Origin of the sequence: Gymnodinialimonas phycosphaerae (assembly GCF_019195455.1) — a bacterium.
GTDB classification, from domain to species: domain Bacteria; phylum Pseudomonadota; class Alphaproteobacteria; order Rhodobacterales; family Rhodobacteraceae; genus Gymnodinialimonas; species Gymnodinialimonas phycosphaerae.
Map to the genome: position 1 here is coordinate 1,268,366 of NZ_JAIMBW010000001.1, position 19,081 is coordinate 1,287,446.

Annotated in this window: 18 protein-coding genes and 4 tRNA genes; 2 read left to right on the forward strand and 20 right to left on the reverse strand. The window is 62.2% G+C overall.

Annotated features, from left to right (window positions below; translation table 11 throughout):
* Positions 1-118: 118 nt before the first annotated feature.
* From KUL25_RS06220 to sciP, 5 genes are all read right to left on the reverse strand, one after another.
* On the reverse strand, positions 119-241 hold the full coding sequence (locus KUL25_RS06220; RefSeq protein WP_257892146.1) for a hypothetical protein: 123 nt from the start codon (positions 239-241) through the stop codon (positions 119-121).
* A 155-nt stretch (positions 242-396) separates the two neighbouring features.
* The gene (gene recG, locus KUL25_RS06225; protein ID WP_257892147.1) at positions 397-2,499 is read right to left on the reverse strand and encodes an ATP-dependent DNA helicase RecG; all 2,103 of its coding nucleotides are present in this window, start codon (positions 2,497-2,499) and stop codon (positions 397-399) included.
* On the reverse strand, positions 2,492-4,750 hold the full coding sequence (gene ligA / locus KUL25_RS06230; RefSeq protein WP_257892148.1) for an NAD-dependent DNA ligase LigA: 2,259 nt from the start codon (positions 4,748-4,750) through the stop codon (positions 2,492-2,494). Before ligA ends, recG begins: the two co-directional genes overlap by 8 nt.
* Positions 4,751-5,010: 260 nt before the next feature.
* Entirely contained in the window at positions 5,011-5,730 is a 720-nt protein-coding gene (gene ctrA, locus KUL25_RS06235; RefSeq protein ID WP_257892149.1) for a response regulator transcription factor CtrA, read from the reverse strand.
* A gap of 107 nt (positions 5,731-5,837) precedes the next feature.
* Positions 5,838-6,119: a CtrA inhibitor SciP gene (gene sciP / locus KUL25_RS06240; protein ID WP_257892150.1), complete on the reverse strand. Its 282-nt coding sequence runs from the start codon at positions 6,117-6,119 to the stop codon at positions 5,838-5,840.
* 128 nt (positions 6,120-6,247) lie between these two features.
* Between sciP and mnmA the strand changes: the two genes are divergently transcribed.
* A complete protein-coding gene (mnmA, locus tag KUL25_RS06245) occupies positions 6,248-7,390 on the forward strand; it encodes a tRNA 2-thiouridine(34) synthase MnmA (RefSeq protein ID WP_257892151.1) in 1,143 nt (380 codons plus the stop codon).
* 3 nt (positions 7,391-7,393) lie between these two features.
* On the opposite strand, the gene KUL25_RS06250 is transcribed toward mnmA, so the two are convergent.
* The 13 genes from KUL25_RS06250 to KUL25_RS06310 form a co-directional block, all read right to left on the reverse strand.
* Entirely contained in the window at positions 7,394-8,074 is a 681-nt protein-coding gene (locus tag KUL25_RS06250) for a hypothetical protein (RefSeq protein WP_257892152.1), read from the reverse strand.
* Between the two features lie 290 nt (positions 8,075-8,364).
* A tRNA-Asp gene (locus tag KUL25_RS06255) sits at positions 8,365-8,441 on the reverse strand.
* A 275-nt stretch (positions 8,442-8,716) separates the two neighbouring features.
* Positions 8,717-8,793: transfer RNA gene (locus KUL25_RS06260), tRNA-Asp, on the reverse strand.
* An 84-nt stretch (positions 8,794-8,877) separates the two neighbouring features.
* Entirely contained in the window at positions 8,878-9,876 is a 999-nt protein-coding gene (locus KUL25_RS06265) for a DMT family transporter (RefSeq protein WP_257892153.1), read from the reverse strand.
* On the reverse strand, positions 9,873-10,388 hold the full coding sequence (locus tag KUL25_RS06270; protein ID WP_257892154.1) for a GNAT family N-acetyltransferase: 516 nt from the start codon (positions 10,386-10,388) through the stop codon (positions 9,873-9,875). The genes KUL25_RS06265 and KUL25_RS06270 overlap by 4 nt, the downstream gene beginning before the upstream one ends.
* 65 nt (positions 10,389-10,453) lie before the next feature.
* Positions 10,454-10,735, reverse strand: a complete 282-nt coding sequence (locus KUL25_RS06275; RefSeq protein ID WP_257892155.1) for a hypothetical protein — start codon at positions 10,733-10,735, stop codon at positions 10,454-10,456.
* A gap of 91 nt (positions 10,736-10,826) precedes the next feature.
* Complete coding sequence (locus tag KUL25_RS06280) at positions 10,827-11,762, reverse strand: pirin family protein (RefSeq protein ID WP_257892156.1); 936 nt, start codon at positions 11,760-11,762, stop codon at positions 10,827-10,829.
* Between the two features lie 93 nt (positions 11,763-11,855).
* Positions 11,856-12,236: a DUF4870 family protein gene (locus tag KUL25_RS06285; protein WP_257892157.1), complete on the reverse strand. Its 381-nt coding sequence runs from the start codon at positions 12,234-12,236 to the stop codon at positions 11,856-11,858.
* Between the two features lie 136 nt (positions 12,237-12,372).
* Positions 12,373-12,448: transfer RNA gene (locus KUL25_RS06290), tRNA-Val, on the reverse strand.
* A gap of 63 nt (positions 12,449-12,511) precedes the next feature.
* Positions 12,512-13,096, reverse strand: coding sequence for a histidine phosphatase family protein (locus KUL25_RS06295; RefSeq protein ID WP_257892158.1), 585 nt, complete (start codon positions 13,094-13,096; stop codon positions 12,512-12,514).
* Positions 13,097-13,157: 61 nt separating this feature from the next.
* A tRNA-Val gene (locus tag KUL25_RS06300) sits at positions 13,158-13,232 on the reverse strand.
* A gap of 14 nt (positions 13,233-13,246) precedes the next feature.
* Positions 13,247-13,711 carry an HU family DNA-binding protein gene (locus KUL25_RS06305; protein WP_257892159.1) on the reverse strand — a complete coding sequence of 155 codons (465 nt, stop codon included), beginning with the start codon at positions 13,709-13,711 and terminating at the stop codon, positions 13,247-13,249.
* Positions 13,712-13,836: 125 nt separating this feature from the next.
* Entirely contained in the window at positions 13,837-14,613 is a 777-nt protein-coding gene (locus KUL25_RS06310) for a polysaccharide deacetylase family protein (RefSeq protein ID WP_257892160.1), read from the reverse strand.
* Between the two features lie 318 nt (positions 14,614-14,931).
* Between KUL25_RS06310 and KUL25_RS06315 the strand changes: the two genes are divergently transcribed.
* Positions 14,932-15,111: a hypothetical protein gene (locus tag KUL25_RS06315; RefSeq protein WP_257892161.1), complete on the forward strand. Its 180-nt coding sequence runs from the start codon at positions 14,932-14,934 to the stop codon at positions 15,109-15,111.
* Between the two features lie 135 nt (positions 15,112-15,246).
* Here the strand turns inward: KUL25_RS06315 and lon are convergent, their stop codons facing one another.
* Positions 15,247-17,646, reverse strand: a complete 2,400-nt coding sequence (gene lon, locus KUL25_RS06320) for an endopeptidase La (RefSeq protein ID WP_257892162.1) — start codon at positions 17,644-17,646, stop codon at positions 15,247-15,249.
* Positions 17,647-17,859: 213 nt separating this feature from the next.
* On the reverse strand, positions 17,860-18,393 hold the full coding sequence (locus tag KUL25_RS06325; protein WP_257892163.1) for a hypothetical protein: 534 nt from the start codon (positions 18,391-18,393) through the stop codon (positions 17,860-17,862).
* Between the last annotated feature and the right edge of the window lie 688 nt (positions 18,394-19,081).

Below are 19,081 nucleotides of genomic sequence, written 5' to 3' on the forward strand. Positions count from 1 at the left end.
TATGCAGATCCGAGGCGTCCCGAGGCAAGGGACATTGGGTTGAGGCAAATCATGTTCGGGCCGGGACAAATGGCGCAAACGAAACCCTGTGGATCGCAGGTAGAACTGGGTAAAGACGTCAGATCAGACCGGGCAGATACAGCATCCCCATGGTCAGCGCCGCCAAGGCCACCACGCCCCCCAAGTCATACATCAGCGTGTCGCGGGACTGTGCGAGGATCTGTGTGGCTTGAGCAATCATGGCGGCGTCTCCTGTCGTGGTTAACATATCTTGCTAACGTCTTTGTTGTTCCTTTGTTCCCACATTCGATTAAATTTGTAAAGAACTTTTTGAGAACATTTGAGAACAAAGTGAGTTTTGTTCTGCTTTTGGACTTCTGAAACCCGTCCGCATCCCTAGCCGACGTCCAGCAGACGGATCGCCTTGTCCTGCTCCATCAACCACAGCAAGACCCGCGCCGATTGCCCCCTTGCGCCGGTCAACTCGGGGTCCAAGGTCAACAACGCCCGCGCGTCGCTTTGGGCCAGGGCCATCAGCGCGCCATGGGTTTCCAGATCGGCCACGCGGAAGCGCGGCAGGCCCGATTGCGCGGTGCCGATGACGTCGCCCGCCCCCCTGATCGCAAGATCTTCTTCCGAGATGCGGAAACCGTCCTCGGTCTCTCGCATCACTTGCAGGCGGCGGGTCGCCGTCTCGCCCAAAGGTGCGCGGTACATCAATAGGCAGGTCGATTCCGCAGATCCACGCCCCACCCTGCCCCGCAATTGGTGCAATTGCGCAAGGCCGAAGTTCTCGGCCTGCTCGATCACCATGATCGAGGCATTGGGCACATCCACACCGACCTCGATCACTGTCGTTGCCACAAGAACCCGCGTTTCACCGGCCTTGAAGGCAGCCATGATGGCGTCTTTCTCTTTCGGTTTCATCTGGCCGTGGACCAGCGCCACCTTGCCCTCTCCAAACGCCGCACGCAGCATCTTGAAGCGTTCTTCCGCCGCCGTGGCATCATAGACCTCGGATTCCTCGACCAGCGGACAGACCCAGTAGGCCTGCCGCCCCTCATCGAGCGCGCGGTGCAAATGGGCCACGACCTCATCCATCCGGGCGGTTGAGATCAGGGCCGTCTTCACCGGCGTGCGTCCGGGCGGTTTTTCATCCAGCACGCTCAGGTCCATGTCGCCGTATTGCGCAAGACTCAGCGTGCGCGGGATCGGCGTGGCGGTCATCACGAGGATGTCCGCCGCCTCGCCCTTCTGGCTGAGGCGCACCCGCTCGCGCACACCAAAGCGATGCTGTTCATCGACAACCGCAAGGCGCAGGCTGTTGAATTCGACATCGTCCTGGAACACCGCGTGGGTCCCCACGAGGATATGGATGTCACCGCGCTTCAGCGCTTCCAGCTTCGCGCGCCGCTCTGCCCCCTTGTCGGCGCCTGTGAAAATCTCACACACCACCCCCGCCGCATCAGCCAGCGGCTTGAGGTTCAGGTAATGCTGTCCGGCAAGGATCGAGGTCGGCGCCATCATCACTGCCTGCCCGCCCGCCTCCACCGCGATCAGCAGCGCCATCAGCGCCACCAGCGTCTTGCCCGAGCCCACGTCGCCCTGCAGCAAGCGGTTCATCCGGTGCGGCGCGGCCATGTCCGCGGCGATCTCCTTGACTGTCCGCGTCTGGGCACCCGTCGGGGTATAGGGAAGCGCTTTCAATACCTTGGCACGTAATGTGCCGTCGCCTTTGCTTTGAATTCCCGCCTTGCGGCGACGCGTGGCCCGGGCCAGCGCAAGGGTCAGTTGGTGCGCAAACAGTTCATCATAGGCGAGCCGTTCGCGTGGCGGCGCGGCGCGGCTGAGGTCGCTGGCGTTCCGGGGCGCGTGCACAGCCGTGATGGCGTCATGCCACGCGGGCCACTTCCGGTCCTTGACGGTATTCAGGTCGGCCCATTCCCCAAGAATATCGATCTTGGTCAATGCAGATTGCACCGCCTTGTGGACGCCGCGCTGCGTCAGGCCTTGGGCAAGGGGGTAGACCGGCTCATACTCCGGGATACCCAAAGCCTCTTCGGGGAGGAGCATGTGATCGGGATGGGCCATCTGGGCGATGCCGTCGTAAAGCTCTACCTTGCCGGACACGACGCGCCGCGCGCCGGGGGGATGCGCGCGCTCCAGGTAATCGCCGCGCGCGTGAAAGAAGATCAGGTGGAACGTAGTCTGCGCGTCCTCGACCTCGATCCGGTAGGGGCCGCGCCCTTTGGGTTTGATGTGGGTGCCGATGGTGACTTCCACGGTGGCGGGACCGGGCAGCGGCACCTCGCGGATGGAGGCGCGGCGGGTTCGGTCAAGGCCGCCTGCGGGCAGGGTGAAGATCAGGTCACGCGGCGTTTCGACGTGTATTCCAGCATAGTGCTTGGCGGTCTTCGGGCCGACACCGTCCAACGTCTCCAGCCCGGCAAAAAGCGGAAACAGAATCTCGGGGCGGCCTTTGGGGATATGATCAGCCATCGCCAATGCGGTCCAACCATTGATCCTCGGTCAGCAGTTCGATCCCCAGGTCTCGGGCCTTTTTCTCTTTCGAGCCCGCCCCCGGCCCTGCGACGACGATGTCGGTCTTGGCCGAGACCGAGCCGGAAACCTTGGCGCCAAGGGCCTCGGCCCGCGCCTTGGCCTCGGCCCGCGTCATCCGTTCCAACGCGCCGGTGAAGACAATCGTGAGGCCCGAGACGGCACTTTGGGTGGCGCGCGCCTGGGGTGCCTGGATTTCAACAAGTTGGTCGATCAGCCGGTCGATGGAGGCCCGTTCACGCGCTTGCTGGAAGGTCGTGACCAGCGAAACGGCCACGGTCGCGCCGATGCCGTCGATGCCGGTCAAGTCGTCCCACGCCGCTTTCGTGGAAGCGGGCGTATCGGCCCAGGCCTTGTCGCGCTGGGGCTGAAGAGACGCGCGGCGACCTTCATCGGCGGCGGCCTTACGCTCGGCCAGGATGGCGTCCTCGGCGCGCAGATGCGCCTCTGCCGCGGGGGCGGCCGCGTCAACTGTCGCGGCCAAAGCCGCCCATGTCGTGAAATGCCGGGCCAGATCGCTGGCGGCGACCTCGCCCACATGGCGGATGCCGAGGGCAAAGATCAGGCGGTGCAGCGCGATGGTGCGCTTGTCGTCGATGGCCTTGAACAGACTGCTGGCGGACTTCTCGCCCCAGCCCTCGCGGTTCTTGAGCTGTTGCAGGCCCTGGCCGTAGTTTTCCTTCAGCTTGAAGATGTCCGCAGGCTCTGCGATCCAGCCGTCGGTGTAGAAGGCCTCCACCTGTTTTGCACCGAGGCCCTCGATGTCAAAGGCCGCGCGACTGACGAAATGTTTCAGCTTTTCGACGGCTTGCGCGGGACAGATCAGGCCACCGGTGCACCGGCGGATGGCGTCGCCCTCTTCACGGATCGCGTCGGATTGGCATTCCGGGCACTGGGTTGGGAAGGTGTAGGGCTTGGCGTCGGCGGGTCGTTTGGACAGGTCCACATCGGCGACCTTGGGGATCACATCGCCCGCCCGGTAGACCTGCACGCGGTCGCCCACGCGGATGTCCTTCCCGTCACGGATCGGCCCGCCGTTGGCGTCACGGCCCGCGATGTAATCCTCGTTGTGAAGGGTCGCATTGGAGACGACGACGCCGCCGACCGTCACGGGCGTCAGCCGCGCGACGGGGCTGAGCGCGCCGGTGCGGCCCACTTGAATGTCGATGGCCTCTAGCGTGGTCCACGCCAGTTCCGCTGGAAACTTGTGCGCAATCGCCCATCGCGGCGTGGTGGAGCGCATGCCGAGGCGGCGCTGGTAGTCGAGGTCATCGACCTTGTAGACGACGCCGTCGATGTCATAGCCAAGCTCGGCACGCCCCTCCTCGATACTGGCGTAATGCGCCAGCATCTCCTCGCAGCTGTGGCAGGTCCTTGTCCGGTCGTTGATCTGAAACCCGAGGGTTTTCAGGTGCGTGAGGGCGGCGGATTGCGTATCCGCCAGGGGCGCGCTGACCTCTCCCCAAGCGTAGGCAAAGAAGCGAAGCGGGCGAGATTTGGTGATCGACGAATCCAGTTGGCGCAGCGAGCCCGCGGCGGCGTTGCGGGGATTGGCGAAGGGTTTTGCACCTGCCGTCAGTTGGCGATCATTGAGGAAGGCGAAATCCGCGTGGCTCATGTAAACCTCACCGCGAACTTCCAGAACGGCGGGGGCATTGCGCAGGGTCTGCGGGATGTCGTCGATGGTGCGGGCATTTGCGGTGACGTTTTCACCGACTGCGCCGTCGCCGCGTGTGGCGGCGGAGACGAGTTCGCCGTCCTCATACCGCAGGGACAAAGACAGGCCATCGATCTTGGGCTCGGCGGTGAAGGCCAGCGGCGCGTCAGCGGCAAGGTTCAGGTAGCGGCGGATGCCGCTGACGAAATCGACCACATCGGCGGCCTCAAACGCATTGGCAAGAGACAACATGCGCTGGCTATGGGTGAGCTTTGCGAAACCCTCCGACGGGGCGGCGCCCACTTGATCCGAGGGGCTATCGGCGCGTTTGAGGTCGGGGAATGCAGCTTCGATCGCCGCGTTTTCACGCTTCAGGGCGTCGTAGTCGGCGTCGGTCATCTCTGGCGCATCGGCGCCATGGTAGGCGGAGTTGGCCTCGGCCAGGAGGCGGGCCAACTCCGCAAGTCGCGCGGCGGCCTCGGTCGGGGACAGTTTGGCCGCAAGCAATGCGGTTTCTTGATCTGGATGTGACATGCGCGCGCCCCCGAAGCTGCAAAGCTATTGCCATGGTGATAGGAGGCAGAGGCGGATTGGTCCAGAGATGAGCCGCACATGGCCGGGGATCATGGCCGATTTGGGCGGTCCTTGGGGCCGTCACTCGGCGATTGAACGGTTTTCACGTGCTTCAAAAAAAAGCGGCCCGGATCTCTCCGCGCCGCTTCCAGCGTCATCTCACGCAAGTCCAATTGAAAGCCCCCACTTCAAAGGCGTGCCGGGACACTGTGGTTTGGCAATTAGCCCGTGGCGACCATGCCGAGGTCCATGTCGCCCGACGACGGGACCGGATCGCGCAGCACGTAACCGCGGCCCCAAACCGTTTCGATGTAGGTGTCGCCACCGGTGGCCTCGGCGAGTTTCTTGCGCAGCTTGCAGATGAAGACGTCGATGATCTTCAATTCTGGCTCGTCCATGCCACCGTAGAGATGGTTCAGGAACATTTCCTTGGTCAGGGTCGTTCCCTTGCGCAGCGACAGCAATTCCAGCATCTGGTATTCCTTGCCAGTCAGATGCACTGGCGCGCCATCCACCTCAACGGTCTTCGCATCGAGATTGACGGAGATCAGGCCGGTGTTGATGACCGACTGCGCATGTCCCTTGGAGCGGCGAATGATCGCGTGGATGCGGGCCACGAGTTCTTCCCTGTGGAACGGCTTGGTGAGGTAGTCGTCGGCACCAAAGCCAAACCCCTTGAGCTTGTTTTCCGGATCGTCGAGGCCCGACAGGATCAGGATCGGGGTTTCCACCCTGGCCGTGCGCAGGTGGCGCAGAACATCGTGGCCAGAAACATCAGGTAGATTGAGGTCAAGCAAGATGATGTCGTAGTCATAAAGCTTCGCGAGATCCATCCCTTCTTCTCCAAGGTCAGTGGAGTAGACATTGAGGTTCGCGTGCTTGAGCATCATTTCGATGCTTCGCGAGGTGGTTGGATCGTCTTCGACTAACAGTACGCGCATCCGCTTTATCTCCAGGTGGCTCTCATCCGTTTGGCCTAGTTTTGGTCCAAATGGTTAACACCAAGTTACCTACACCTCTAGATTTCGCAAAAACCTCAAGTTCTTTTTTATTCTTTTTCGCGGAATTGCTGAATTGCCGTTGTTTTCAGGGCTTTTTCGCCGTGACGCTCCACGGCGACGCGCCACGACTCCAACTCCTCTTCCGAGAGGGAGTAGGTGCGAATCGCATCGCTCGCGCTCAATAGCCCGCAAGACACCGCACGCACAACGGCGGCTTTTCGGCTGGCCACCCAGCGCGTTGTCGTCGGAGAGGGCAAGTCAGACCGTGTCATTGTGCTGCCATCGGGCAGTGACACGGTGTGTGGCCCCTGAATTTTCCTGATATACATCTCGGCCTCATTTTTTCTTCATCTGCAAGAGTGATGGGCCATGAGGTTTAAGATCGGGTAAGCGCGCCTTGCGATAGGAAGCCTTTTCCCTATATTTTCCCTCAGACCCCCTTGATCAGGAAGACCCCATGGCACTCGACCGGCCAAATGGCCTCAATTCGTTAGGCTTTGCTAAGGCCCCTGCCGACACGCGCGTCGTTGTGGCCATGTCGGGGGGCGTGGATTCGTCTGCCGTTGCCGCTCAGTTGTCGGATGAGGGCTATGACGTCGTGGGCGTGACCTTGCAGCTTTACGATCACGGCGCGGCGCTGGCCAAGAAGGGTGCGTGCTGTGCGGGCCGCGATATTCAGGACGCCGCACGCGTCGCCGAGACGATGGGCTTTCCCCATTACGTGCTGGATTACGAGAACGTTTTCAAGGACGCCGTCATCGATGAATTCGCCGACAGCTATCTGGCCGGGGCCACGCCGGTCCCCTGCATCCGCTGCAATGAGCGGGTGAAATTCAAGGACTTGCTGGAGACGGCCAGGGATCTGGACGCCGACTGCATGGCCACCGGCCACTATATTCAGCGCAAGATGGGCCCCCGGAAGGCCGAGCTGCATTCCGCCGCCGATGCCGCGCGCGATCAATCCTATTTCCTGTTTTCCACCAAGCAGGAGCAGTTGGACTTTCTGCGTTTCCCTTTGGGTCATCTGGAAAGCAAGGCTGAGACGCGGGCCCTGGCGGCAAAATACGGGCTGAGTGTGGCTGACAAGCCCGACAGTCAGGACATCTGCTTCGTGCCCAATGGCAATTACGCCGCCGTGATCGAGAAACTGCGCCCCGGTGCCGCCGATCCGGGTGACATCGTGGATGTCGATGGCAATGTGCTGGCGCAGCATCGCGGCGTGATCCATTATACCATCGGTCAGCGCCGGGGCCTTGGTATTGGTGGGCTGGCCGACCCGCTTTACGTGGTGAAACTGGACCCCGACCGCCGCCAGGTGATCGTCGGCCCAAAGGACATGCTTTCGACCCGCACGGTTCCCGTGCGCGAGATCAACTGGTTGGGCGACGCCCCTTTCGACAGCCGGGACGCCTGGGAATTGGACGTCAAGATCCGCTCGACACGTCCCCCCCGTGCGGCCACCATCCGCCCGATTTCAGCGACGGAGGCGGAGGTCGAGCTTATCGTGGCCGAAGAAGGCGTCAGCCCCGGCCAGGCCTGCGTCTTCTATGCGCCGGAAGGTGGACGGATCTTCGGGGGTGGCTGGATCCACCGGGGCTGACGGTCAGGACCCGCCGGCCATCAGGAAGCTGCGAAACGACAGCGATTGATGGCCGAGGGTCAGTGTCATACGCGCACTTTCGACCTGCACCACGCTGTCATCCGGGCCCCCTGTGGCGTCGATCCTGTATCCTGCCTCGCCGTAGACCTGCGACGGGTTGGGTTGATCGGTGAGAGTCTGGAACAGGGTCGCAAGCAAGGCACGAGAGGCGTGTTCCGGCAGGATCTCCACCACCCGCACGTCATCCCACACAAAGACACAATGGAGCCGCGCCACGGCGCCCTCGGGCCAGTTCGTCGCGTCGTCAAACTGGGGCCGCGCGTATCGCATCAGGGCGAAAGTGCGCGCCGAAGACATGCCCTCGGCTGCGAAGACTTCTCGCGTGGCGAGGCCATAGCGGGTGCATTCGAATATTGCACCCGGCCTCGGATGCGCACCGGTGCCGCCGAATGACCCGCTGAGGCTCCATAGAAACGGATCAATCGGAGCGGTGTAAGGGGGCCGCTCGGGCGAGATGGCGAGGGGGAAAAGCGTGGTCAAGGCGCGCTCGAAGCTGTTGCGATCGAGGTAGGCCTGATTTGCCAGCCCGAGCACCCCCCCTAGCGGAAACCGCAATGGTGCCTCCTGCGCGGTGGCAGGCAGGACGGATAGGGTAAGGATCACGATGAACAGAAATCGGGCCATGCAGTAGGCATTCTAGCGCGGGACGGCCAAAGAACAAATACCCGCCCCGTCGCGTGGCGCGCGTCAGGTCAGGCTGCCCGCCCCCAAGTAGCGCATTGGCGGAAGGTTAAAAATAGCCACGCCCTCAAGTAGCGCGAAGCGCGGTGGGGCAATAAAGGGCGTCCTCAAGTAGCGCGAAGCGCGTTAGAGCAAAAAAATGTCGTCCTCAAGTAGCCCCCAGGGCGGTAGGACCAGAAAAAACACCCTCAAGTAGCGCGAAGGGCCATAGGTCAAACAAGAGGGGGATAAAATGGCGCGGTTGACGGGACTCGAACCCGCGACCCCCGGCGTGACAGGCCGGTACTCTAACCAACTGAGCTACAACCGCGCGTGAGGTGCGGGATAACGGCGACGCGCGATGCGGTCAAGCGGGAAACTGACGTATGGCCGAAGAACTCTGCGCTTGAGCGGTGGGTGCCAATATGAGCGGGTTTGCATACCGAGCCAGGGCCCGGCCGGCGATGATCTCAGCCCCCTGCCCGCCCTTGCTGCGGATCCCGAAGGACACACAAATCTCGTCGTTAACACTTCCGAAAGGTGCCAGCGCGATTCCCCCGCCCTCAAGTAGCGCGAAGCGCGGTAGGGCAAACAAGAGGAGAATAATGGCGCGGTTGACGGGACTCGAACCCGCGACCCCCGGCGTGACAGGCCGGTACTCTAACCAACTGAGCTACAACCGCGCGTGGGCGTGGAGATAGCGATGGTGCGCGGTGGGGTCAAGCGCGGGGTTGGGGCGAATTCGGGGTTTCTTTCGGGCGGGCGGATCAGCCTCGGCGCAGGGGACGCTCGGCGGCGGGGCCTGGGACTTCTCCGGGGGCGGCGCGGTGGCGCTCGCGGGCAAAGACGTAAAGGCCCGCGCCCGCGATGAGGGCTGTGCCAAGCAGCATGATCCAGCCCGGACGCTCGGCGAACACGATCCAGCCAAGCATGATGGCCATCGGCAGGGCCGCGTATTCGTAAGAGGCCACGGTGGCGGCATTGCCAAGGCGGTAGGCGGCGGAAAGGCAATAGCCGATGATGGCAGACATCGCGCCAAGCACTGCGAATTTCCAGATATCCTCGGGCGCGGGCCAGACCCAGGCGCGGAGCAGGAAAATCAGGCTTTCGCTGTCGAGACCCTCGGCATAGCGGCCATGCCCCACCGCGAAATAGGACACGCACGACACCACGATAAAGGCCAGTTGGATGTAGATCGCCATGGCAGAGGCGGCGGATTTCGCGCCCAGTTTGCGGGTCATCACCTGCATTCCCGCGTAGCAGGCGGCGGCGATCACCGGCAGCAGAAGCGCGGCACGGGGGATGTCGGACCAATCGGTGGCGGGCAGCATCATCACCGCGACACCCGTGAACCCGATGAACAGAGCGGTGATCCGGTGGCGACCCACAGCTTCCCCCAGCACCGGAATGGCCAGAAGCGTGATGAACAGCGGCGCCACGAAGAACAGCGCGGTGGCAAGGCCCAAGGGCAGCACCGAGAGGCCCGCGAAATAAATCATGTTGGCCGACACGATCAGAAGGGCGCGGATCAGGTGCAGGCCGGGGCGTTCGGTTTTGAGGATGCGCCAGCCGCCCTCCAGCCAGACGAAAACGCTGGCGGCCATGATCCCGATGACCGAGCGGATGAACACCATCTGATGCAGCGGGTAGCCCCCCGAGAGCAGCTTGATCAGCATGTCGTTGACCGAGATGCAGGCCATGCCGATCAGGATCAGCGCGATGGCGCGGACCGGGGTGGCATCAACAGAGACGACGGGCGCGCTCATGGGGCGCAACCGCTAAGCCGGTCGACGAGGCGCACGGTGTCGTCCCATCGGACGGTAACGGCGGGCACGATATAGCCAAGGATCTCATCGTCGAATTCCGCACCCTCCTGCCCGCCCCAGCGACGATAGATCCGGCGGGCGTCGGTGTTGGCGCAAAGCACCTCCAGGCTCAGGGGGCCAGGTACGGCAAGCACGGCGACCGCAGACATCAGCGCCCGCCCGATCCCCTGGGCCCGCGCCGAGGGCGCGACGTGCATGCTATCGAGGAAGGTGCCCCCTTGCGGATCTTCCCCAAGCGTGGCGGCGAACCCCAAAAGTGCATCCCCTTGGCGCGCCACGAACACGCGCCGTACGTTCAGCGCGTCTACGCCCCAGACCCCGGCCATATCCGCATGCAACGCCGCACCAAGGGCCACGGCGGGCAGAAAGTCCACGTAGTCACGCCGCCAGTTCGCCTCGTGCAGGCGCGCGATGTCAGGCAAATCAGAAGGCTGCGCGGGGCGGAGATCCATGGGGCAGACGGTGCATGGCGCGCGCGCGCGACGCAAGTCGCAAAGGAGGCCCGCGCCCCCTGGGCCTAGGTCAAACGCGGTGCTCTGTCGGTCAGGGTTTCGTGGAAATCGGGCAAGAACTTCTCACGCACCCATAACCATCGCTCGCCACAGATCAGAGCCACCGCATCGTTGCGCCGCAAAAAGGTAGAGCGTTCTTTTCCGTCCTTGCTCTGCAAGCCGAACAGGCCGCGCACCTGTCCATCGCTTTCGATGCCCCGAACGACGCCCCTGTCGTCAATGGCCGGATCGGGGGACACCACGGTCTGGAGCATTCCCGGCGACGGGTCTTCCAGTGGGCCGGTCATTGACGCCAAGATCGCTGCAAGAGGCGGCCGTATGGCATGATGCGAAAAACCTTAGGCCAGATATCAAAACGGTCCAGATAATGCGCGCCTATCATCCCGGCAGCGGAATATGCTCTGCGTTGTCCGTTGGCGGCAGCTGGAAGCGCCCGTGCATCCAGTCGCCTTCGCGCCAGGCCTCTTTTGCCGCCTCGATCCTGTCCTTGGAGGACGCCACGAAATTCCACCAGATGTGGCGCGGGCCGTCCATGGTGTCACCGCCCAGGACCATCACGCGGGCACCCTGGTCGCCTGCGGTCATGGCGATCTTGTCGCCGGGGCGGAAGACCATCATCTGGCCTTTCTCGAACACTTGCCCCGCAACGCTGACCGCACCGTCCAGCACGTAGGCGCCTCGATCCTCGTGGTCCTCAGGCATCGGCAGGCTCGCGCCCGCCTCCAGCAGGGCATCGGCGTAGAACATGTTGGAGGGCGTGACAACGGGCGCAGCCTCGCCATAGGCATTCCCGAGGATGAGGCGCAGCTGCTTGCCCTCTCCCTCCAGCAACGGCAGATCTGTCTTGGGCGCATGAACGAAAGTGGGTTCGCCGTCTTCGGCGTCCTTTGGCAGCGCGATCCAGGTCTGGAGGCCCGCCAGCGTGTAGGGCGCGGTCAGCATGCCGCCATCGACCCGTTCGGAATGCGTTATTCCGTGGCCCGCGGTCATCAGGTTCACCGCACCGGGCTCGATCCATTGATCGGTGCCAAGGCTGTCGCGGTGGTGAAACTTGCCTTGAAAAAGGTACGTGACGGTGGACAGGCCGATGTGGGGGTGCGGTCGAATATCGACGCCCTGCCCCGTGAGGAACTCGGCCGGGCCCATTTCATCGAAAAAGATGAAGGGACCCACCATCTGCCGCTTGGGGGCAGGCAGCGCGCGGCGCACCTCGAAATCGCCGAGGTCGCGCGCGCGGGGCACGATGACGGTCTCGATCGCGTCCACGTCATTGCCGATGGGGTAGTGCGTGTCGAGGATCGGGTTCCAACTCATGTCGCATCTCCTTGAATGGATGCGCTATACCTATATCCTGTGCTGATTTGCGCCAATTCCAGCTTCTTGCGCGCTTATTGTGCGAATTTGCACCTAAACCGCCTTGAGCCCAAACGTCTCCACTGCGGAAACCGGTCGATTGGCCTGCGCCAATTGAAACCCGGTGACAAGCCGCACCACAAGCCAGACGATCCAGAACGCCCAGACGAGAAACCCGACAATGATAAAGGCCAGCACGAAGCCTACGACCATCATAAGAAGGCCCCACCAGAAGGTGGCGATCTGGAAGTTCAAATGACTGTCGAGCACGGGATCGCGCCCCCTCTCCACATAGGCATAGATCAACCCGGCGAGTGCCGCGAAGGGAATGAAGATACCCGCCCCGTAGAGGGCATAGACAATGATGGCCGGTTGCAGCGGCTGGCCATGACCGGGCGCGTTGATGGGCTTGGGCGGGGCGTTCGGGTCTTGCATGGCGGGCTCCGGAGGCAAGGGATAGCCACAGTTTGGTCGGGAAGCCGTCTGATGGTCAACTGTGGAATGGCAGGCACCCCCAAAGGCCGGGCACGGCGCGGTGGCGGCATGTGCCATGTCGTGCAAAGGAGAGGGGTGGTGGGTCGTGAGAGGCTCGAACTCCCGACATCTTCGGTGTAAACGAAGCGCTCTACCAACTGAGCTAACGACCCTACGCGCCGGGTGATAGCCCGAGGATATGGGCGCGGACAAGGGGCAATCTGCCTCGGGCGCGATCAATCGCTGGCTGCGCCTTCCAGACGGTACTCTTGCCCATCTGCCAATTCGTAGACGATGCCCTGATCATGGCCCTGCCCGGCCATGTCTTCACGCGACAGGCCCCGCACCAGCCCGCGCAGGATCAGCGACGTGATCCCGTGGGTGACGCAAATGGTAGGACCGGCGATGTCGCCTAGGCACGCCTCAAGCCGCGTCTTGAGGGCGGCGTAGCTTTCGCCACCGGGGGTGTTCAGGGAAATTTCGAAAAGGTTGGGCTGCGCGCCGGTGGTGGGATCCTCTGTCAGGACCTCATCGCGCAAGCGGCCCTGCCAGTCGCCCATCTGGACCTCTGCCAGACGCGGCTCGATCCGGAAGGGGTGGCCTGCGCGCCCCGCCGCCTCCGCCGCTATATCCCATGTCTTGCGGGTCCGCCCCAGAGGGCTGAGCAGTACGGCGCAATCGGGATAGCTTGCAAAGACGGTATCGCGCAGTATCAGCCCTTGGCGCATAGCCTGCGCCCTCCCCCGTGCGGTCAGTGGCGCATCAAGATGGCCCTGAAACCGGCCCTCGCGGTTCCAGACCGTCTCACCATGGCGGAGCACGAAAATCGGGGGGTAGCTGGAAGTCACACCAAGCGCCCAAGGATCAATCAAACGGGAAGGTTGGTGGGTGATAAGAGATTTGAACTCCTGACATCTTCGATGTGAACGAAGCGCTCTACCACTGAGCTAATCACCCAACCTAGGGGGCTTTTAGCTGTCCTCTTCCGCCTCTGCAAGGGGGGCCACATCACCGGCTGCGGGGTCCGCCTGGGCGCGCTTCAGCTTCAGGGTCAGCATGTCGCCACCGGGCTTTTCAAGCCGCTTCTTGACCATCAATTTGCCGAGCGGCGGCACCACGATTTCATCGGAGCCGTCAAGCGCCTTGCCAATCTCATCGAGGACGACATCGAAGACCATCTTCGCCTCGGAGCGCTTCAACGATACGCGCTTGGCGACCGCTTCGATCAGGTCCGGGCGTTTGAGGCGGTCATCTTCGGGGGCCGGTGCGGCCTCTGCGTTCGGGGTATCCGTTGTGGGTGCGGTCACGTCTTCCGCCGGCGTGACGTCGGCGGGCGCTTCTGCGGCTGGCGCAGAGGTTGTGACGCCCAACGTGCCGGTGCGACGCGGCCCGGCAGAGGTGGATTTGCGTTTGCGGGGTTTGGTCGATGTCGCCATGGAAGGTGCCTCTTGCTCTGATCTCTGCGCTCTTGCCCGGGGCGGGCAAGGCGCAAATTGTTTCTATTCTTGAAACAGCTTAGCGCAAATAGAGCGATCGGGCCACCCTGCCCCGCTAAACGGCGTCAAGATGTTGCTTCGACCAAGCGCAGGCGGCGGCGGTCCCAACGGGGCCAGCCGATCAGTTCCGACATGGTGGCGAAGCGGAAGCCACGCCCCGTGACGCCGTCCAGCGCCGAGGGCATGGCCCGTACGGTCGCACGATGGATGTCGTGGGCCAGGATCACGGCACCGGAATGGCTGCTGCCGATAATGCGCTGCGACACGACCGCCGACCCTGGGCGTTGCCAATCCAGCGGATCCACGGACCACAGGACTGTCGGCATGCCACGGGTCTCGAACAGCATAAGCCGTTGACGGTCATAGAGGTTTCCATAGGGCGGGCGCATGGTCACCGGCGGGCGACCGACGGCGTCATACACAGCACGGTTGGTGCGGTCGACCTGGCTGAGGACCGAGGCATCGGAATGGCCGTGAAGGCTGGGGTGTGACCATGTGTGATTGCCGATTTCATGCCCCTCGGCCACCATGCGCTGGAGGATCTGCGGAAAGCGGGCAGCATTGCGACCAATGACGTAGAACGTCGCCCTGATCCCACGCGCGCGCAGCATGTCAAGCAGTTGCGGCGTCAGATTAGGGTGCGGTCCATCGTCGAAGGTCATCGCAACAAGGGGCTGCGCTGTCGGAATGCGGGTGATCGTAGCCGCCTCGCCGCGGGTAATCGGCCCGCGCCCGGCAAAACTTCGCGGCATACCCTGCGCCAGGGCAGACTGCGCGACGAAGGGCGTGGCGAGGCCAGCGACCGCTCCGAAAATCACGGTTCTGCGATGGAGGTCTGACATGTGGTCGAGGGCCCTTCGGCGATGAACGTGATGGCGCAAGCATGGGCGGGGCCATGAACACAACGCAACGAATCAGCGCTTTACAGGGGCAAATCGGGACCTTGGCGTTGTTCAGAAGACACAATCAAACCGGGCAATCCGGCCTTTTGCCCCTAAAATCGTGGCTTTAGCGCCACTTTTACGGTTTTCTACAGCGGCAAACATCCCCCTGCACGCGACGCGCATTGATCGAGTAAGCCGGTTCTTGCCAATATTAGCGTTGAGCGCGGCTCTGCAAGGTCGCGTCCCAATTCTCAACTCTATTCCTGGGGGAATACCATGAAACAAATCTTGATCGCTGCGGCAGCGGTAGCCGTCCTCGCAACCGCAGCCAACGCCGGTGGCGTTGTACCACAAGTGCCGCAGGAAGTCGTCATCGTCGACACCGCCGCGTCCAACCAAGGCATCTTCGTTCCGGCCTTCGCGTTGCTCATCCTGCTCATGCTGCACCACGGCTAAAACGGCTTTGGACTCCCAGCGTCGCCGGTATCGGCGAGCGGGGGCCTGACCCGGAAAACAGAAGGACCCGCAGCCCGGTGAGGGCGGCGGGTCTTTCCATTTCAAGGCCTTACGACGCGAGCTTCATGCGTCACTTCAATGGGTGGTCGCACCCTCGCCCCCCCGCGCGATGGCAGCAGCGGCGGCGGCTGCCTCTTCCGCCGCTTCATCCCACTCGATCGGTTCGGGGGCGCGGGTCAGCGCATGGGACAAGACTTCGGACACGTGGGTGACGGGGATGATGGTCAGCCCCTCCTTAACGTTGTCGGGAATCTCGACCAAGTCCTTCTCATTCTCTTTCGGAATGAGAACTGTGGTGATCCCGCCCCGCAGCGCCGCCAGCAGCTTTTCCTTCAGGCCGCCGATGGGCATGGCATTGCCACGCAGCGACACTTCACCCGTCATGGCGATGTCACGCTTCACCGGAATGCCCGTCAGCACCGACACGATGGAGGTCACCATCGCCAGACCCGCGCTTGGCCCATCCTTGGGCGTCGCGCCGTCCGGCACGTGGACGTGGATGTCCATGCGGTCGAACTTGGGCGGCTTCACCCCGATCTCGGGCGCGATGGAGCGGACGTAGCTGGCCGCCGCGTCGATGGATTCCTTCATCACATCACCAAGCTTACCGGTCGTCTTCATCCGCCCTTTGCCGGGCAGGTTCAACGCCTCGATATGCAGAAGGTCGCCGCCCACGGACGTGTAGGCGAGACCGGTGACAACACCGATGGCATCCGCATCCTCGGCCAAGCCGTAGCGGTACTTCTTCACGCCCAGGAATTCCCCAAGATTTTCGGGGGTTATGACGACTTCTTCAACCTCTTTGCGCACAATCTTGGTCACGGCCTTGCGGCAGAGTTTTCCGATCTCACGCTCAAGGTTCCGCACACCCGCCTCACGGGTGTAGGTGCGGATCATCTCTTGCAGGGCCTCGGGCTCCAGCTTGAATTCGTTCGCCTTCAAGCCATGGTTCTTGACCTGCTTGGCGATTAGGTGACGGTTGGCAATCTCGGCCTTCTCATCCTCGGTGTAGCCCGCCAGCGGAATGATCTCCATCCGGTCCAGAAGCGGGCCCGGCATGTTGTAGGAGTTCGCCGTGGTCAGGAACATCACGTTCGACAGGTCATATTCGACCTCAAGATAGTGATCCACGAAGGTGGAGTTTTGTTCCGGGTCCAGCACCTCAAGCATTGCCGACGCCGGGTCGCCCCGGAAGTCCTGCCCCATCTTGTCGATTTCATCGAGCAAGATCAGCGGATTCGTCGTTTTCGCCTTCTTCAGCGCCTGGATGATCTTGCCGGGCATGGAGCCGATGTATGTCCGGCGGTGACCGCGGATCTCGGACTCATCGCGGACACCCCCAAGGGAGATCCGGATGAACTCGCGCCCCGTTGCCTTCGCCACAGACTTGCCAAGTGAGGTCTTACCCACGCCGGGAGGGCCGACGAGGCACATGATCGGCCCCTTCAGCTTTTTCGACCGCTGCTGCACCGCCAGGTATTCGACGATCCGTTCCTTGACCTTTTCCAGGCCATAGTGATCGTCATCCAGCACCTTCTCGGCCCGGCCCAAGTCCTTCTTCACGCGCGACTTCACGCCCCACGGGATCGACAGCATCCAGTCGAGGTAGTTGCGCACAACCGTCGCCTCGGCGCTCATCGGGGACATGTTCTTGAGCTTCTTCAGCTCTGCGTCCGCCTTTTCACGCGCCTCTTTCGACAGCTTGGTGTTGGCGATCCGCTCGGACAGCTCGGCCACTTCGCCTTCGCCCTCTTCGCCATCGCCCAACTCGCGCTGGATCGCTTTCATTTGCTCGTTCAGGTAATACTCGCGCTGGGTCCGCTCCATCTGGGATTTAACGCGGGTCTTGATCTTCTTTTCGACCTGTAGAACGGACATTTCGCCCTGCATCAGGCCATAGACCTTCTCCAGCCGCGCGGCGACTTCGAGCGTTTCCAGAAGCTCCTGCTTCTGCTCCACCTCAATCCCCAGGTGGCCCGATACCAGATCGGCGAGCTTCGCCGGATCATGGGCCTCCGACACGGAGGTCAGCGCCTCTTCGGGGACGTTTTTCTTCACCTTGGCGTATTTTTCGAACTCTTCCGCGACGGACCTTGTGAGCGCGGTGATCGCTTCCAGATCGCCCGCAGCTTCGGCCAACTCGGTGGCGATGGCTTCGAAGAACGGGTCGGTGGAAGTGAATTCCTCAATCCGCACACGCCGGCGGCCTTCGACAAGCACCTTCACGGTGCCGTCTGGCAATTTCAGCAGCTGCAGCACATTGGCCAGCACGCCGTTTTGGTAGATCCCGTCGGTGCCGGGATCATCTTCAGCCGGATCGCGCTGCGACGACAGCAGGATTTGCTTGTCGTCCTGCATCACTTCTTCCAACGCGCGCACGGATTTTTCGCGGCCCACGAAAAGCGGCACGACCATGTGCGGGAACACGACGATGTCGCGCAGAGGCAGGACGGGGTAGATCGTTTGGTCAGACATATGCTGTCTTCCTTTGTCTTTGGCCGAGGGTCCGGGCCCCGCCTTGCGGCAACCTAGCCCCCTCCATCTTCAGGATGCCTTAACGTGGGGCTGATGCGGGGGTGTTTCAAGCGAAAGGCACACCATTTCGTTGCGGACAATGTGCCCGTCCACGGCGTCCTGCACAACCCAGACTTGGAGGGTCAGAGGCAATCAGCCCCAAAATGCTGTGGATTACTGGCCCGCGGGAAAGCCGGATGTGCCACCTTTCGACATAGATTGCACTGGGATGCGCAGCGTCTGTGCGATCGCCATTTCGATGCGGGCGATCTGCGGCGCATCGCGGGGACCGTCCCAGATCAGGGCCGCCCGTTTGCCCGGTGCCAACGCCCAGAACTCGGTCGTCTTGAAGCTGCGCAGGGCAGTGGACGCGCCGGAGTTGCTCAAGTTCGTCCGCGTCGTGTCATGGCGGCCAATCTGCAAGCCCACGGCGGGCAGGCGCAAGCCCCGGAACGGTCCGGGTTTGCGAATGCCACCAGCCGAGACGATCAGCGATATCCCGAAAGCGTTCCAAAGCACATGGATCACCGCCCATAGAAGCAGCAGTGAAACGCAAAGAAGGCCCCAGACCCAAAGCCCGGCAGCGTCCACCTGAAATGCCACGACCACGATGCGCAATCCGAAGGTCGCGAGACCGCCAAAAACCATTGCGGCAATCACGCTGGCCAAGGCCGCTCCGTGGGCTTGTATGATCGTGCGCTCAGCCACGACATGGCCCTAGTTCGTTATTCATGTCCTTGGTCTGGGGCTTGGGATGGAATGTCATGGTAGAAACCTCAATATGTCGATCCAAAGCCTACACCAACAGGCGCTATTCGGCACGCTGGGGTTCGCCTGCAACCCTCTTCAGGTATGATGGCCGAGAATGCCCCCACATAAACAAGGGCCAATCCCGGGTCACCTCACCCACTGGCACATGCGCTGCATCAACCGATGAGCGGCTGCGAAGCGCTAATTCAAGGGACGCCAGAATTTCAATGCATCTTGCACCTTTTGCATTGAAGTCAGAACGAGATACGCCCGTCCGCATGATCTCATTTAGCGGTCGTGCCTTGACGGCGAATACAAGTGCCTCGAAACTTGGATCGTTTTCCGACAACGATTACAACTCTGTACAGATTTCCTGAATAATCGAGAGCCCCTGTTCTAGGTCGTGGACAAGTTGGCGCAAGGCATACTGGGTGCGCTGCTCAACCTCTACATAGGGCCTTAGCGTGAGTAGCGGTTGATCGGCCGCGGAATCTTTTCGCGTCATCGATTCCAACCATGAAAGCATGAAAAAGACGCTTTGATCGCCGCCGCCAAGCGTGTCACCTCAGGACAAAAGGTCAGCCAACCCAATATCGTAGGCTGTTGCTGTCCGCAGCTGGCGCTCGACCCGTTCCGGAGTATCGGG

Bases quoted from the DNA above. Each gene is read 5' to 3' on its own strand.
- KUL25_RS06220 (WP_257892146.1), bottom strand. From the start codon at position 241: ATGATTGCTCAAGCCACACAGATCCTCGCACAGTCCCGCGACACGCTG.
- recG (WP_257892147.1), bottom strand. From the start codon at position 2,499: ATGGCTGATCATATCCCCAAAGGCCGCCCCGAGATTCTGTTTCCGCTT.
- ligA (WP_257892148.1), bottom strand. From the start codon at position 4,750: ATGTCACATCCAGATCAAGAAACCGCATTGCTTGCGGCCAAACTGTCC.
- ctrA (WP_257892149.1), bottom strand. From the start codon at position 5,730: ATGCGCGTACTGTTAGTCGAAGACGATCCAACCACCTCGCGAAGCATC.
- sciP (WP_257892150.1), bottom strand. From the start codon at position 6,119: ATGTATATCAGGAAAATTCAGGGGCCACACACCGTGTCACTGCCCGAT.
- mnmA (WP_257892151.1), top strand. From the start codon at position 6,248: ATGGCACTCGACCGGCCAAATGGCCTCAATTCGTTAGGCTTTGCTAAG.
- KUL25_RS06250 (WP_257892152.1), bottom strand. From the start codon at position 8,074: ATGGCCCGATTTCTGTTCATCGTGATCCTTACCCTATCCGTCCTGCCT.
- KUL25_RS06265 (WP_257892153.1), bottom strand. From the start codon at position 9,876: ATGAGCGCGCCCGTCGTCTCTGTTGATGCCACCCCGGTCCGCGCCATC.
- KUL25_RS06270 (WP_257892154.1), bottom strand. From the start codon at position 10,388: ATGGATCTCCGCCCCGCGCAGCCTTCTGATTTGCCTGACATCGCGCGC.
- KUL25_RS06275 (WP_257892155.1), bottom strand. From the start codon at position 10,735: ATGACCGGCCCACTGGAAGACCCGTCGCCGGGAATGCTCCAGACCGTG.
- KUL25_RS06280 (WP_257892156.1), bottom strand. From the start codon at position 11,762: ATGAGTTGGAACCCGATCCTCGACACGCACTACCCCATCGGCAATGAC.
- KUL25_RS06285 (WP_257892157.1), bottom strand. From the start codon at position 12,236: ATGCAAGACCCGAACGCCCCGCCCAAGCCCATCAACGCGCCCGGTCAT.
- KUL25_RS06305 (WP_257892159.1), bottom strand. From the start codon at position 13,711: ATGGCGACATCGACCAAACCCCGCAAACGCAAATCCACCTCTGCCGGG.
- KUL25_RS06310 (WP_257892160.1), bottom strand. From the start codon at position 14,613: ATGTCAGACCTCCATCGCAGAACCGTGATTTTCGGAGCGGTCGCTGGC.
- KUL25_RS06315 (WP_257892161.1), top strand. From the start codon at position 14,932: ATGAAACAAATCTTGATCGCTGCGGCAGCGGTAGCCGTCCTCGCAACC.
- lon (WP_257892162.1), bottom strand. From the start codon at position 17,646: ATGTCTGACCAAACGATCTACCCCGTCCTGCCTCTGCGCGACATCGTC.